Annotated in this window: 10 protein-coding genes and 1 pseudogene; all 11 read left to right on the plus strand. The window is 70.5% G+C overall.

The window, feature by feature from the left end; all coding sequences use genetic code 11:
• Nucleotides 1-171: 171 nt before the first annotated feature.
• Complete coding sequence (locus tag ACIO3S_RS08480) at nucleotides 172-1176, plus strand: iron ABC transporter substrate-binding protein (RefSeq protein WP_400461679.1); 1005 nt, start codon at nucleotides 172-174, stop codon at nucleotides 1174-1176.
• A 50-nt stretch (nucleotides 1177-1226) separates the two neighbouring features.
• Nucleotides 1227-2723 (plus strand): ABC transporter permease, encoded by a 1497-nt coding sequence (locus tag ACIO3S_RS08485; protein ID WP_400461682.1) that lies wholly within the window; start codon nucleotides 1227-1229, stop codon nucleotides 2721-2723.
• Entirely contained in the window at nucleotides 2720-3757 is a 1038-nt protein-coding gene (locus ACIO3S_RS08490; protein ID WP_400461685.1) for an ABC transporter ATP-binding protein, read from the plus strand. Before ACIO3S_RS08485 ends, ACIO3S_RS08490 begins: the two co-directional genes overlap by 4 nt.
• A complete protein-coding gene (locus ACIO3S_RS08495; RefSeq protein ID WP_400461688.1) occupies nucleotides 3754-6237 on the plus strand; it encodes a non-ribosomal peptide synthetase in 2484 nt (827 codons plus the stop codon). The genes ACIO3S_RS08490 and ACIO3S_RS08495 overlap by 4 nt, the downstream gene beginning before the upstream one ends.
• Nucleotides 6234-6710, plus strand: a pseudogene (locus tag ACIO3S_RS08500) (O-acetyl-ADP-ribose deacetylase); the annotation flags it as partial. The gene ACIO3S_RS08495 and the pseudogene ACIO3S_RS08500, both read left to right, overlap by 4 nt.
• Nucleotides 6690-7166, plus strand: coding sequence for a DUF6508 domain-containing protein (locus ACIO3S_RS08505; protein ID WP_400464582.1), 477 nt, complete (start codon nucleotides 6690-6692; stop codon nucleotides 7164-7166). The pseudogene ACIO3S_RS08500 and the gene ACIO3S_RS08505, both read left to right, overlap by 21 nt.
• A gap of 38 nt (nucleotides 7167-7204) precedes the next feature.
• Nucleotides 7205-8509: a hypothetical protein gene (locus ACIO3S_RS08510; protein WP_400461694.1), complete on the plus strand. Its 1305-nt coding sequence runs from the start codon at nucleotides 7205-7207 to the stop codon at nucleotides 8507-8509.
• 371 nt (nucleotides 8510-8880) lie between these two features.
• Nucleotides 8881-10155 (plus strand): DUF222 domain-containing protein, encoded by a 1275-nt coding sequence (locus ACIO3S_RS08515; protein WP_400461697.1) that lies wholly within the window; start codon nucleotides 8881-8883, stop codon nucleotides 10153-10155.
• 55 nt (nucleotides 10156-10210) lie between these two features.
• Nucleotides 10211-10834 (plus strand): flavin reductase family protein, encoded by a 624-nt coding sequence (locus ACIO3S_RS08520; protein ID WP_400461699.1) that lies wholly within the window; start codon nucleotides 10211-10213, stop codon nucleotides 10832-10834.
• 129 nt (nucleotides 10835-10963) lie between these two features.
• Complete coding sequence (locus tag ACIO3S_RS08525) at nucleotides 10964-12223, plus strand: alpha/beta hydrolase family esterase (protein ID WP_400461702.1); 1260 nt, start codon at nucleotides 10964-10966, stop codon at nucleotides 12221-12223.
• 823 nt (nucleotides 12224-13046) lie between these two features.
• A complete protein-coding gene (locus tag ACIO3S_RS08530) occupies nucleotides 13047-14480 on the plus strand; it encodes a sortase domain-bontaining protein (protein WP_400461705.1) in 1434 nt (477 codons plus the stop codon).
• Nucleotides 14481-14595 lie beyond the last annotated feature (115 nt).

Raw genomic sequence — 14595 nt, forward strand, 5'->3', positions numbered from 1 at the left:
GGTCGTGACTGGGTTGTTCCTCTGGCAAACGAATCCTTTTGGCGTAAGGCATCGGCAAAACCGATGCAGGTGCGGATCGAGCTCCAACGCGAACCGAAACCGTCACATTGTCGTGCTCGCCTTCTTAGGTAAACCTTCGTAAGGTCAGGCTTACCAAATGAAAGGAAGGCCGTGAAGCCTCTCTCCGCTGTCGTGGTCTCGGTCTCCGTCGCCTTCCTCGCGACGACCCTCACCTCATGCTCCTCCGGCGACGCGCTCGTCGTCTACAACGCCCAGCACGAGCAGCTCATGGAGGAGCTGGTGCCGGCGTTCGAGAAGGAGACGGGGATCGACGTCGAGCTGCGCAACGGCAAGGACCTCGAGCTCGCCGCACAGCTGGTCGCGGAGGGCGAGAAGTCGCCGGCCGACGTCTTCCTCACCGAGAACTCCCCAGCGATGGCCGCGGTGGAGCGTGAGGGCCTGCTGGCCACGCTGCCGGACGACGTGACCGCGCCGATCCCGCAGCAGTACCGGCCGGAGAGCAACGCCTGGACCGGGTTCGTGGCCCGCTCCACCGTGCTGGTCTACAACACCGACCAGATCACCGAGGCCGAGCTGCCGGCCTCGCTGCTCGACCTGGCCGAGCCGGAGTGGAAGGGCAAGATCTCCTTCTCGCCGACCGGCGCCGACTTCCAGGCGATCGTCGCCGGAGTCCTGGCCACCGAGGGCGAGGCGGCCACCAAGAAGTGGCTCGACGGGATCAAGGCCAACGGCACCGTCTACGACGGCAACAACGTCGTGCTGGAGTCGGTCAACGCGGGCGAGGTGCCGGTCGGCGTCATCTACCACTACTACTGGTACCGCGACCAGGCCGAGTCCGGTGAGGTCAGCGACAGCTCCGAGCTCCACTTCTTCGGCAACCAGGACCCGGGCGCCTTCGTGAGCGTCTCCGGGGCAGGCGTGCTGGCCTCGGCCGAGCACAAGACAGACGCCGAGAAGTTCGTCGGCTATCTCACCGGCAAGACCGGGCAGCAGGGGCTGGCCGACAGCTACGCGCTGGAGTACCCGCTGAACCCCGATGTGCAGCTCGACCCGCCGGTGAAGCCGTTCTCCGAGCTCGACCCGCCCGCCGTCTCGGTCTCCGAGCTCGACAGCGACGCCGTGGTCGAGATGATGACGGAAGCCGGGTTCCTCTGAGCAGCGTGCATCTCGGCACGTTTCCGGCCGCCTCCTCAGGGAGATGGCTGATGCCGGCGGTGGCCGGCGCCATCGCCGCCGTCTGCCTGCTCCCGGTGGCGTACGTCGTGTGGTCGACCGCCTCGCTGGGGCCGGCGGAGGCGTACGACTTCCTGGTGCGGCCGCGCATCGGTGAGCTGCTGTGGAACACCGGCCGGCTGCTGGTCGGCGGGGTCGCGCTCTCGGTGGTGTTCGGGGTCTGCGGCGCCTGGGTGGTCGAGCGGACCTCCCTGCCTCTGGCCGGCTGGTGGCACGGAGCGCTGTGCGCGCCGCTGGCCATCCCCGCCTTCGTCAACGGCTACGCCTGGGTCGCCACGACCCACGCCGTCCAGTCCTACCTCGGGGCCGTGCTGGTCGTCTCGCTCTCCTACTATCCGCTGGTCTACCTGCCCGCGGTGGCGGCGCTGCGACGCCTCGACCCATCGCTGGAGGAGGTCGCGGCGTCGCTCGGGCGGCGGCCACGGGAGGTCTTCCTCCGTGTGGTGCTGCCGACCGTCGCGCCGGCGGTGCTCGGCGGCGCGCTGCTGGTCGGGCTCCACCTGCTGGCCGAGTACGGCGCGCTCCAGCTGCTCAACTACCCGACCCTCACGACCGCGATCCTGCAGCAGTACGGCACCGCCTTCAACGGCCCGGCAGCCACCCTGCTCGCCGGCGTGCTGCTGCTCGCCTGTCTCGGGCTGCTGGCCCTGGAGATGCTGGCCCGCGGCCCGGCTCGGCGTGCCCGCGTCGGGAGCGGCACGGCGCGGCCGGCGCCACGGCAGCGACTGGGGCGGGCTACCGCGCCGGTGCTCGTCGGGCTCGCGGCCTTCGTCGGTCTGGCTGTCGGTCTGCCGGCGGTCAGCCTGGTGCGCTGGCTGGTCCGAGGTGCCTCGGCCGAGCTCGATCTGAGCCGCCTGCTGCCCGCCGCCGGCACCAGCATCGCGCTGGCCGCCGTCGCCGGAGTCGTCGCGACCGCCGCCGCGGTGCCGGTCGTCTGGCAGGCCGTCCGCCGCCGGACGAGCTGGTCGCTGGGCGTCGAGCGGGTCGCGTACGTCACCAGCGCACTGCCTGGTGTGGTGGTCGCGCTCGCTCTGGTCACCGTCGCCATCGGCTGGGTGCCGGCGCTCTACCAGACGCTGCCGCTGCTCGTGGCGGCGTACGTCATCCTGTTCCTGCCGCGCGCGCTCGTCGCCGTGCGCGGGGTGCTGGAGCTGGTGCCGCCGCGGCTGGAGGAGGTCGCGCTCAGCCTCGGGCTGAGCCGGGCCGGGGCGATGCGCCGGGTGACCCTGCCGCTGCTCCTGCCCGGGCTGGCGACGGCGACCGCGATGGTCGCGCTCGCGGTCTCCACGGAGCTGACCGCGACGCTGCTGCTGGCCCCGATCGGGACCACGACGCTGGCCACCGAGTTCTGGAGCGAGGCGTCCTCGGTCGCCTACGGCGCCGCCGCGCCCTACGCGCTGGCGCTGGTGCTTCTGGCGATGCCGGCGACGATCCTGCTGGGTCGCTCGTCGAGAGGGGAGGCGCGATGACTGCGGCACTGGAGATCAGCGGGCTGCGGGCCGGACACGGTAGGCGGCAGGTGCTCGACGGGCTCGACCTGACCGTCGAGGGCGGCGTGACCGCCGTGCTCGGTGCCTCGGGCTGCGGCAAGACCACGCTGCTGCGCTGCGTGGCGGGGTTCATGACGCCGACCGCGGGCGAGATCAGGATCGGCGGACGCTCGGTCGCCGGGCTGGCGCCGCGCCGCCGCGGGATCGGGTACGTCCCGCAGGAGGGCGCGCTCTTCCCGCATCTCGACGTCGGCGGCAACATCGCCTTCGGCCTGCGGCGGAACGTGGCCCGTGCCGAGCGGCAGGACCGCGTCGCCGAGCTGCTCCGGCTGCTCGAGCTGCCGGCCGAGCTGGCCGACCGGCATCCCCACGAGCTCTCCGGCGGCCAGCAGCAGCGGGTCGCCGTGGCTCGCGCACTCGCGCCCCGGCCCCGCCTGGTGCTCCTCGACGAGCCCTTCTCCTCCCTCGACGCGGGGCTGCGAGAGGAGTCCGGGCGAGCGGTCGTGCGGGCGCTGCGTACGGCCGGCGCGGCAGCGCTGCTGGTCACCCACGACCAGGGCGAGGCGCTCTCGCTGGCCGACCAGGTGGCCGTGATGGCTGCCGGGCGCTTCCTGCAGGTCGGCTCCGCGGTGGACGTCTACCTGACCCCCGAGCATCCCGGGGTCGCGGCCTTCCTCGGGTCGGCGACGCTGCTTCCGGGTGAGGTCGGTGGCGACGGGCGGGTCGACTCGCCGCTCGGGGAGGTCGCACTCATCACGCCGCGGCCCGCCGGGGCGGTGACGCTGGTCGTCCGTGCGGAGCAGGTGCAGGTCTCGGTCGACGCCACCTCCGGCACCAAGGGCGTCGTCGAGGAGGTGTCGTTCTTCGGCCACGACGCCACCATCCGGGTGCGGCTGAGCGATGACGTACGCGTCACCGCCCGGGTCGCGGGCACCGGGATCCCCGACATCGGAGCCACGGTCGCGCTCGAGGTCGTCGGGCCGCTGGTCGGCTATCCAGGGAACATGCGATGAGCTCGGCCATCGTGGCCGGTGCCCACCTGCTCCTGAAGGGGCGACCGGGGGACCCGGCGGTCATCACCGACGAGACGACGCTGACCTACGCCGAGCTGGAGCAGGCGGTGATGGACCGCGCGGCGGCGTACGGTCCCGCCCGCGGCGTCGTGCTGCTCGAGGCGGGCAACGACCTGGACTCGGTGATCGGCTACCTGGCCGCGCTCGCCGCTCGCCGGCCGGTGCTGTTGACGCCGCCGGGCGGCGATCACGCCGAGCTGCGGACGCGCTACCGGGCGGCGTTCGAGGGCCGGGCCGATCTCCATCCCGACCTCGCGCTGCTGCTGTCGACCTCGGGCTCGACCGGGTCGCCGAAGCTGGTCCGGCTCTCCCGGGACAACCTGACCGCCAACGCGGCCAGCATCGCTGCCTACCTCGGACTCACCTCCGCCGACCGGGCGATGAGCTCGCTGCCGCTGCACTACTGCTACGGCCTCTCGGTGCTCAACTCCCACCTGAGCGTGGGAGCCGCGGTGATCCTCACGGACCTCTCCGTCGCTGACGAGTGCTTCTGGGACGTCGCGGCGCGTCACGGCGCCACCTCGTTCGCCGGCGTTCCCTACACCTTCGACCTGCTCGACACCTCGGGGTTCGCCGACCGCTCGCTGCCCTCGCTGCGCTACATCACCCAGGCCGGCGGCAAGATGCCGCCCGAGACGGTCCGTCGCTATGCCGCGCTGGGGGAGTCGCGTGGCTGGGACCTGGTCGTGATGTACGGCCAGACCGAGGCCACCGCCCGGATGGCCTACCTCCCACCCGCGCTGGCCGCGAGCCGGCCCGAGGCGATCGGCATCCCGATCCCGGGCGGGCACTTCCACCTCGATCCCGTCGACGGTGCCGGGGACGGCCTGGCCGACGGTGTCGGAGAGCTGGTCTACACCGGGCCGAACGTGATGATGGGGTACGCCGAGAGCGTCGCCGACCTCGCCCGCGGACCCGAGCTCACCGAGCTCCGCACCGGCGACCTCGCCCGGCAGGCCGACGACGGGCTGTGGGAGATCACCGGCCGGCGCAGCCGGTTCGGCAAGATCCTCGGGCTGCGCATCGACCTCGACCGGATCGAGTCCGAGCTCGCGGCCTCGGCCGGCTGTGGGCCGGTGCGAGCCGTCGCTCCCGGCGCCCGGCTGCACCTGTTCACCGACGATCCGGGGTCCGCCGACCGGTTGCCGGGGCTCATGGACGGCATCGTGGCGCTGCCGCGTGCCCTGGTCCAGGTCCACGTGATCGACGCGGTGCCGCGTACGCCGAACGGGAAGGTCGACTACGCCACGCTCGGTGCCTGGGCGAGCGTGGCGGACGCGGCCGGGCCACCAGACGCGGGGCTGGCCGCGGGTGCGGACGCCGAGGCGTTGCGTACGGTCTATGCCACGGTGCTGAGGCGCCCCGATGCGACGGTGGCCGACAGCTTCGTCTCGCTCGGCGGCGACTCGCTCTCCTTCGTCGAGATCGCCACCCAGCTCGGCGAACGGCTCGGCACCCTGCCTTCCGGCTGGCAGCACCGGAGCATCGCCGAGCTCGCCGCGAGCGCGCGGAGCCCGCGGCGGTGGCTGCGGCCCGTCGAGATCCCGGTGCTGCTGCGGGCGGTGACCATCGTCGCGATCGTCGGCAGCCACGCGGACGTGTGGACCCTCCTCGGCGGCGCGCACATCCTGCTCGCGGTGGCCGGCTTCAACCTCGCCCGCTTCGGGCTCACCGCTCCCACCCGGGCCCTGCGCGCGCGTCGCCTGCTCCGCGGCGCTGCCGCGGTCGCGCTGCCGGCGGCCCTCTGGGTCTGTGCCGTGGCCCTGGTCAGCGATCGCTACCACTGGCCGACCGCACTCGGGCTCAACCAGGCGCTCGGCAGCGACGAGTGGACCCGCGACTGGCAGCTGTGGTTCCTGGAGGTCATCACCTGGTCGTTCGCCGGGCTCGCCCTCCTGCTGCTGGTGCCCGTCCTCGACCGGTGGCAGCGGCGCCACCGGTTCGGCGCGGCCGCCGTGGTGGTGGGTGCGACACTCGCTGTGCGGTACCTGTGGGTCGGGCTCGAGGCCGGTCCGACCGAGCGCTACACGATCGGCTGCGTGCTGTGGTGCCTCGCCCTGGGCTGGGCGGCGGCGGAGGCACAGCGGCCGTGGCAGCGGGTGCTCGTCGCGGTCACGGTCGTGGTCGCGACGTACGGCTTCTTCGGTGACCCCGTCCGCGAGGCGACGGTCGCCCTCGGCATCCTCGTCCTGCTGGTCCCGTGGCCGACCCTGCTGCCCTGGCCGCTGGCCCGGCTGGCCGCCGTGCTCGCCGCGTCGTCGCTGTGGATCTACCTCGTCCACTGGCAGATCTATCCCGGCCTCGAGGCCGCCGGACTCGGCTGGCTGGGCGTCCTCGCCTCCCTCGCGGCCGGCGTGGCCGCCGCCCTCGGCCCGGCGGCCTGGGCCGCCCGAGCCCGGGTGGCTAGATTGACGGCGTGAGGATCACGGTCGTACGCGGGGACATCACCGACCAACAGGTCGACGCAGTGGTGAACGCCGCCAATTCCTCGCTGCTGGGCGGGGGAGGGGTGGACGGGGCGATCCACCGGCGCGGCGGCCCGGCGATCCTCGAGGAGTGCCGGGCGCTGCGGGCGGGACATCTCGGTGGCGGTCTGCCGGCCGGGCAGGCGGTCGCGACCACGGGCGGCGATCTTCTGGCGAGGTGGGTGATCCACACGGTCGGGCCGGTCTATACCGACGGCCAGGACAACGTCGCCCTGCTGACCTCGTGCTTCCGTGAGTCGCTCCGGGTGGCCGACGAGCTCGGGGCGCGGACGGTGGCGTTCCCGGCGATCTCGACCGGCGTATACCGCTACCCGCTCGACGAGGCCGCGTACGTCGCCCTGTGGACCCTCGCCCGGACCCCGACCTCTGTCGACGAGGTGCGTGTCGTGCTCTTCGACCAGAAGGCGTACGACACCTTCGACCGCGCCCGCGAGGCCCTCGACCCCTCCGATGCCCAGGTCGAGGCTGAGCTGCGGAGCGTCCCGGACGCGACGTGGCTCGAGGCCTTCTCGGCCGCTGATGCGTTGACGGCTGAGGACCGTGACTTCGCCTGGGGAGGCGGTCAGAAGACCGAGAGCGGCGCGATCCAGGCGCCGTATCCCGCCTACAGCCCTCGGGTCCGGCAGCTCTATCGCACGCTTCCGGGGGCGTCCATCGACTGGATGAAATGGATGCGCGGCAATCCGCTGCTCTCCGACCCCTCGCTGCTCGCTACCGCGCCGGTCGCTGATACTGCTCGGCTCGCCACGGTCTACTTTCGTGGTGAACGCTTCAATGACGGTGTCTTCGGGCGTGCGCTTCAGGACGGGTCCATCGACGCGATCGTCGCTCGGTTGCGTACGTGGTTCGAGAGCGAGCGCTGAGCAGCAATGACCCCTGTCTCGGGACCGAAGGAAGCATTATGAGCACTCGCACTGTCGTCATGGCGCTCGCGATCGCGCTGATCTCGTCGTCGTGTGCGGCCAACCGGGGCGACCAGCTGGCCGACGAGCTGAGCGAGCGGCTCGAGGGCGTCGATGGCATCGAGCGGGTGGAGGTCGGTGGCAACAACGTGCTGCCGTTTGCGGGTGACGCCAGCGGAACCATCGTCCTGGAGGACGGGATCAGCACGGCGCGGGCCGCTGAGATCACCGCGATCCTGGCGCCCTACGTGTCCGGGGAGAGTCCCGACTACGAGCTCACTCTCGAGATGGACCGCGTCGATCTCCAGGTGAGCCCATCCGAGGAGAGCAACGCGAGCGGATTGCGGTTGCTCGACGAAGTGCGGCAGCGCACCGATCTGCACAGCGCGACGATCGCCTACGGTGCCGGATCACAGGCCTGTGTCGTCGAGGCGGAGGCGAGCACGGATCCGGTGGCGGCCTATGACGGCTTGGTCGCGCTCCGCGCCGCGACCCCGGGATGTGAGCGCGCCGGTGTGCTGGTGACCTATGGAGAGGATCAGAGCGTCACCGATGCGGCCGACTACTGGGAGCACGTCGACACGTTGCCTGAAGCGGTTTCGATGACCGAGCCGATCGCCGGCCTCCGCGAGATCCGGGATCGGCTCGAGGTCGTGGGATATGCGATCAGGCCGGGCGCGCTGACGCTGGAGATGAGTCGCGGCGAAGACGTGGTTGCGGCCGCCGAGCTCGCGCGCAAGACGCCCGGTCAACGGGTCAGCGTCAGCGGCGGCAAGATCAGTGCCTGGAGCCAGGACGTCCCCGCCGCTCAGCTCGTCCTCGATCTCGCTGCGCTCTCGTCGGTGGGGTCGGTCAGCAGCGATGATCGCGGCCTCCAGATCGGTGGCGTCGACGTGAACGATGTCGTCGCCGTCTATCAGCAGGTCGCACGGGAGCCCGACGCCGCCGGTCTCAGCCGGATCTCGATCTCCGGCACCGTCGCCGGGGATGAGAGATACCAGGTTGCCGGGCCGCCGGATGTGGTCGCTGAGCGAGTTGCTGCGGCACCGCGGCTCGCTGCGTACGCGCCGTTCGCGTTCACCGATGACGACCTCTCGGTGCACGTGACCATCGACGAGGTTTCGGACATGGTGGAAGTGATCAAGCCTCTCGCTGGGTTCGGGAGGGTGGTCACTGTCCGTGACGACCAGGGGCGGGTCGTCACTTTTCGCAGCGCGGGGGACGAGATCGAGGTGTCCGAATCCGGGCGGCGCGAGGAGGTTCGGCCTTTGCTCGACGCTGTCTGGGGGGCGTGGCGAGGGTGATCGTTCTTCGGGGTTGGGGTGGGCCGCCGACCCTTGCTTTGAGAGTCTTCTCGCCGAACCCCGGAGTCAAGGACGGCCTGCGGCCGCCGGCTTCGCCGGCCGCTTCGCGGTCCTTGACACCGGCGCCCGTCGAGAAAGATTTGGCTGGCTATCGGGGCGGCGGCCCGGGTGTGGCGCGGAGAGAATCTTGCGGGTTGGGTTGGCGTTGATAGGGCGGGAGGGTGGCCCTTCGGGCCACTTATCATCCACAGGAACGAGGTCGTTCGCTCACCGCGAAAACAGTGCTTGACCTGGGAAAATGAGTGGCTCCAGGGCGAGTTAAGGCGTAGAATCGGACACATCACAGCACACCTCTGAAGGAGAGGGCAGCGATGAGTCTCGGCCGCTCGATCGACCACTGGGGCACCAACCCCGGCGACGCGATCGACGCTGCCCTGGCCGCCATCGAGACCGCCCTTCAAGACCTGTTGACCACCGACCCGGCCTACTGGCGCACTGAGCAGAAGAAAGACCTCCTCGAGCGGCTGGAGAAACTCCAAGCCCAACAAGCGGCGTTGAAGCTGCGAGTCCTTGCTGCGGCCGGTGATATTGCTGAGGAGACCGGTGCGAAAGACGCCTCCGGATGGATGCGGACCGAGCTCCTCGTCGACAAAGCCGTGGCACGGTCGCAGGTCAAACTCGCGGCGGCAGTCGCGAAGTACGGCCTCGTGGCTGCCGGCCTGGCCGCAGGTGTCGTGTCCCAGGACAAGGCCCGGGTGATCACCCAGGCCCTCGACAAGATCGAGGCCGACCCGGTCGCCAGTAGTGAGGACCTGGCGTTGGCCGAGAAGCTGCTCGTTGACTACGCCACCCGGTTGACCGCCAACGAGCTCCGCATCGTCGGACGACGGATCCTGCGTGAGATCGACCCGGCCCGGTTCGAAGACGCCGAAGCCAAAGCCCTGCTGGCTGAAGAGGAACGGGCTCAGCAGAAGACCGCGCTACGGGTCTGGGACAACCACGACGGCACCATCGGGTTCGACGGCGTCCTGCCGACCTCGATGGGGATGCGGTTCAAGCGGCTGGTGGAGGCCTGGGCCCAGCCCCGCAAGCAGCAGTTGGTCGGCAAGGGTGCCCCGCTGCCGCCGTGGGAGCGATTGATGGGCCAGGGCTTCGCCCGGCTGCTCGAGACGATCGACCCGGCCGCCCTGCCCCGTCACGGTGGCGATGCCACCGTGGTCAACGTGGTGATCTCCCTCGAGGAGCTCCGCAAGGACCTCGGGATCGCCACCCTGGGTTATGACGAGACCAACGGGGTCACGATCTCGGCGGCGGAGGCCCGTCGGATGGCGTGCAACGCGACCATCATCCCCTGGGTCCTGGGCGGTGACAGCGAGGTCCTCGACGCCGGCCGGGGCAGCAGGTTCTTCCAGCCCATCCAACGCAAGGCACTCCGGTTGCAGCAGAAGTGCTGCCAGGCCGAGGGGTGTGACATGCCACCGGAATGGTGCGATGCCCACCATCTAGACCCCTGGGCCGCCGGCGGCAAGACAGATCTCAAGGACGGTGCGTTGTTGTGTCCCCATCATCACCGCCTGGCCCACAACGCGGCGTACGTTCATGAGCGGCTACCGGACGGCACGATCCGGTTCACCCGTCGTCCGTGACTGCTCCGTCGGATACCCGCCGGAAGTCGACGGTGAGGCGCCCTAGTTTCGAGGCATGGGTACGCATGTCGACATCGATCCGGCCATCCTCTACTTCGGCACGCCGGTGGTATTGCTCTCCACGGTCAACGAGGACGGCACCACGAATCTGATGCCGATGTCGTCGGTCTTCTGGCTGGGACGTACGGCCGTTCTCGGGATCGGTGCTTCGTCACAGACGGCGTGGAATCTGAGGGAGCGGCCCGAGATCGTGCTCAACCTTCCCAGCGTCGACCTCGTGACCCAGGTCGATCGGCTCGCGCTGACCACGGGCAATGCGGCGATGTCGGCGGCGAAGGCCGAGCGCGGGTATGTGCATGTGTCCGACAAGTACGCCCATGCCGGGCTGACGGCGTACGGATCCGACACGGTGCTCCCGACGTCGGTTGCGGAGTGCCCGGTGCACATCGAGGGGACCGTCGAGGCGCTCCACGAGCTCGGTGAGCCGAAGCTGCTGGCCGTCGAGGTCGCGGTGACTGCGGTGCGGGTCGCACCGGAGCTGCGTCTGGATGGTCACGCCCACCGGATCGATCCTGATCGCTGGCGGCCGCTGGTGATGAGCTTCCAGCAGTTCTACGGGCTGGGGGAGCGGGTCCATCCGTCGCGGCTGGCGAGCATCGACGAGGAGCTCTATCGGTGACCGACGCCGGATCGATACATCCGGGCATCGGATTGTGGTCCGCGTCGACATAGACCTGTGGCGGGCGTCACATCTACGGTCGGTCTGCCTGCCGGGAGGCGGCGGGCTGGTCTCTCAGGAGGATCGGTCATGGGTCTCGGGTCTCGAATCTCGTCCAGGTTTCGGCAGCAACGAATCGGTGCCGCGCTCGCGGGCCTCGGCCTGGTGCTCGCCGGCGGAGCGGCGGTCGCGGTGGCACCGACCGAGACCTCCACGGCCGCCGCCGGTACGTGGTCGGCGCGGACGGCGGGCGGGATGACGACCCAGCTCTACGTGCCCAGCACCGCTCCGACGCTCGGCGCCGGGCGTGCTCTCATGGTCAACCTGCACGGTTGCGTCCAGACCTCGGCCGCCCTGCGCGACGGCGGCAACTGGGCCGCGACCGCGGATGCGCGCGGAATGGTCGTGGCGATCCCCGCGGCACCGAACGGCGGCGTACTCCTCGGCTGCTGGGACTACTACGACGGCAACCACTCCCGGACCGCGCCGGGGCGCCACGACGACAACCTTCTCCAGCTGGTCAGCGACCTGCTCGCCGATCCGGCCCTGGACATCGACCCCGACCAGGTCTATCTGTCCGGGTTGTCCTCGGGCGGCGGCGAGACGATGGTGATGGGCTGCCTTGCGCCCGACGTCTTCGCCGGGATCGGGATCAACGCCGGCCCGTCGGTCGGGACGACCTCGGGGCAGATCGGCTCGGTGGCGGTGACCCAGTCGCAGGTCACCAACACATGCCGTACGTTCGCCGGCTCCGCTTCGTCGGGGTTCGGCAGCCAGCTCACATCGGTGATCTACGGCTCCAACGACACCACCGTCGCGCCCGGCTACAACACCCTGAACGCGCAGGTCATGGCGGGGATCTACGGTGCCGGGTCGCAGTCGTCGTTCTCCCTGGCGGGCCTCGCCGGCAACAACACCGCCGGCTCCGGCACGCTGTGGTCGGACAGTGCCGGCCCGCGCGTGTCCCTGATCCAGAACACCGGGATGGGACACAACTGGCCGGCCGGTGGCGGCCCGGGTGGCTCGTACGTCACGACGAACTCGATCGACTACCCGGCGTACGTCACGGACTTCTTCTTCGACAACAACCGCCGGGTCGAGCGGGGCACCGAGCCGACCGACCCGCCGACGGAGGAGCCCACCGACCCGCCGACCGAGCCGGGCCTCTACTGCGGCGCTGCGACCAACGCCCAGCACGAGGCCGCCGGGCGTGCACACTCCTACGGCACCAACCCCTACAACCCGTTCTACGCGAACGTCTCGGAGGACTACCTGGGGCAGGGCGACGCCACCGTGACGACCCTCCAGGAGTCGGTGGGCGGCCGCTTCGACATGGTCACGACATGCTGACGTAGACCTCGTCCCCGGGTATGCATGCCGTCGAGGGATATGAGTTAGAGAGCGAGCGTCGACGCGATAGCTGCACTACCCGCGGCGTCGGAGCGAGCGGTCGGTGATCTCGATGTCGACCCAGTCTCGGACGGGCCCGGCGTCGTGAACGTCGACCTCAGTGATCGGGGTAGGGCTCTCCGAACGAATGGGCGACGGGTCGTGCTCCTTAACTTTCAGGGCGACCGGGTTTATGCTGCCTAGAGAATCAGTGCGGCAAGTCGCGTCCTCGACGCAACCATCCGAGCGCCGGCTGCCGCGGTGCCAGACGACTGTTGTCGTCAGGTCGCTCGAAGGCCGGGACGTGCTCCGCGCGATCCGGCTGCTGCGGTCCCAACTGAAACCAGGTCCCCGATCGGGCGGTAGTACTGGACGTTCGCCAGTTCGGACTCAGAGAGCAGAGCAAGATGCTCCAGCCAACCAACCGGGGTCGTCGCGACGGACGCTAAGGAGGGCGGCACACGTGCGGCGCCAGAACACTCCGGGCGAGGACTCACGGGTCAGGCACACCCCACCGCGGGGAACGCTCACCCCAGGCGGGTGCCAAGTCGATGCTCCCGGTGAGGTTTGCATCCCCACCCAGATCGGACGCTCAGAGAACACGACGTCGGCTGCCGCCGCGCGCGCGGCAGCCATGGCGACCGCGCTGGTGGTCATGGTCGTTGCGACACTCCTGGGAACACTCGGCTGGGGAGGGGGGAGCCCCGCTGCGGCGGCTCCGGACGTGTGCAGCCCGCTGACCTCGGGCAAGGTCGACACGGCCGGTGACCCACAGTCGGTGACCGTGACCGCACCCGCCGGGTACAAGATCCGCCAGTACTGCGTGAAGGCCGGCGCGGCCCCGGCTGGCGGTGGGCCGGTGTATGTCACCGTCGACCCACCCCGGCAGTCTGTGACCATTACGCACCCGACGGGCAAGGCGGTCAGCCACTGGTCGATCGAGTATGCGTCCTGCACGACCACCCCCGTCGAGCCAGATGAAAGCCCCGACCCGGAGCCGACGGAGACCGATCCGACGGAGACCGATCCGACGGAGACCGATCCGACGGAGACCGATCCGACTCCGGACGCATCACCCGACACCCCCGACGAAACCGGCGATACCGGCGGCCCGGAGAGCCCCGGCGAAACCGGCACTGGGGGCATGGAGAGCCCCGGCGGCACCGGCGGCGGTACAGGGGGTTCGGGCGCCAGTGACCGCGAGGCGACGACTCCCGACGCCGAGGGTGCGGAGTCGGCGGGACCCGGCGGGGTACGGGTCCCAGCTCCGGAGGTGTCCCCGCCGAGCGCCGCCACCGATCTGCCGGCGCGGACCCTGTGCCGCGTCAACGCCGGCCTGGTGGAGGCGGCCTCGCTGGGAGGTTCGCGCTCCGATGGCTCAGGGTGGGTCCTCGGAGGCGCCGGCATACTCGCGGGCGTGCTGCTCCTCGGCGCCGTTCTGGTCGGGCTCAGGGCGGGCCGTCCGAGTCGAGTCCGCTCCGCTCCCGAGCCGAGTGAGACGATGCACGCCCCCCGGCTGCCGCGACGATCACCGCGAGGCAAGACAGTCGCATCGCTGGTGACGATGACCATCCTGCTGGCCACCGCTGGTCCGGACTCGCTGGTCTGGAGACTGACCGAAGGGGCCACACCAGGTGGTGGGGCGCGCGCGGGGGGACTGGCGTCAGCCGAGGAGCCCTTCGGTGGAACCGTGCGGACACACGCCGCGGCGAACGCGGGGGGCCTGGCAGGTGTGGGCACCGATTCTCGACCGGGCCGCCAGCAGCAAGGCGCAGTTCCGCTGCAGCTCATGGCACCTTCGATCGGGGTGGACGCCCCGGTGGTTCCGGTGGGTCTGGTCGAGAACACCCTGACCCCGCCGGCCGAGGCGTCGGCGGTCGGCTGGTGGAGCGGCGGGGCCCGCCCGGGCGCAGCGCACGGAGCGATGGTGCTGGTCGGGCACACCGTGCTCGACGGAATGGGTGTCTTCGACGACCTGCCCGAGCTGACAGAGGGCGCGACGCTGATCGTGTCGACGCAGGACCGCGCCGTCCGGTACACGGTGACCACCGTGCGAACCCTCTCCCGCGCAGCATTCGCTCGCTGGGCGCCGGCGCTGTCAGATAGCGGTGGCGCGGCGCGGCTGGTCTTGGTGACATGCACCGATTGGGACGGGTCGCGCTACCTTTCGAACGCCGTGGTCGTCGCTCGCCCGAGCCGGGATCCCTCGGTGGGGTGAGCCCGGTGTCGAATGAACGCGTCGTCGGTGGTCGCCAGCCCTCCTTGATCGATTCTCTCCTGCCCTTGGCGGCCCTGGCGCTCCTGATCGGGGGGGGCCCTTACGCTGTTCGGCC

This window comes from Nocardioides sp. NPDC087217 (assembly GCF_044744805.1).
Classification (GTDB): domain Bacteria; phylum Actinomycetota; class Actinomycetes; order Propionibacteriales; family Nocardioidaceae; genus Nocardioides.

Excerpts from the sequence above, each read along its gene's own strand:
- ACIO3S_RS08485 (WP_400461682.1), top strand. The coding sequence starts at position 1,227 with ATGCCGGCGGTGGCCGGCGCCATCGCCGCCGTCTGCCTGCTCCCGGTG.
- ACIO3S_RS08525 (WP_400461702.1), top strand. The coding sequence starts at position 10,964 with ATGGGTCTCGGGTCTCGAATCTCGTCCAGGTTTCGGCAGCAACGAATC.
- ACIO3S_RS08515 (WP_400461697.1), top strand. The coding sequence starts at position 8,881 with ATGAGTCTCGGCCGCTCGATCGACCACTGGGGCACCAACCCCGGCGAC.
- ACIO3S_RS08490 (WP_400461685.1), top strand. The coding sequence starts at position 2,720 with ATGACTGCGGCACTGGAGATCAGCGGGCTGCGGGCCGGACACGGTAGG.
- ACIO3S_RS08520 (WP_400461699.1), top strand. The coding sequence starts at position 10,211 with ATGGGTACGCATGTCGACATCGATCCGGCCATCCTCTACTTCGGCACG.
- ACIO3S_RS08510 (WP_400461694.1), top strand. The coding sequence starts at position 7,205 with ATGAGCACTCGCACTGTCGTCATGGCGCTCGCGATCGCGCTGATCTCG.
- ACIO3S_RS08495 (WP_400461688.1), top strand. The coding sequence starts at position 3,754 with ATGAGCTCGGCCATCGTGGCCGGTGCCCACCTGCTCCTGAAGGGGCGA.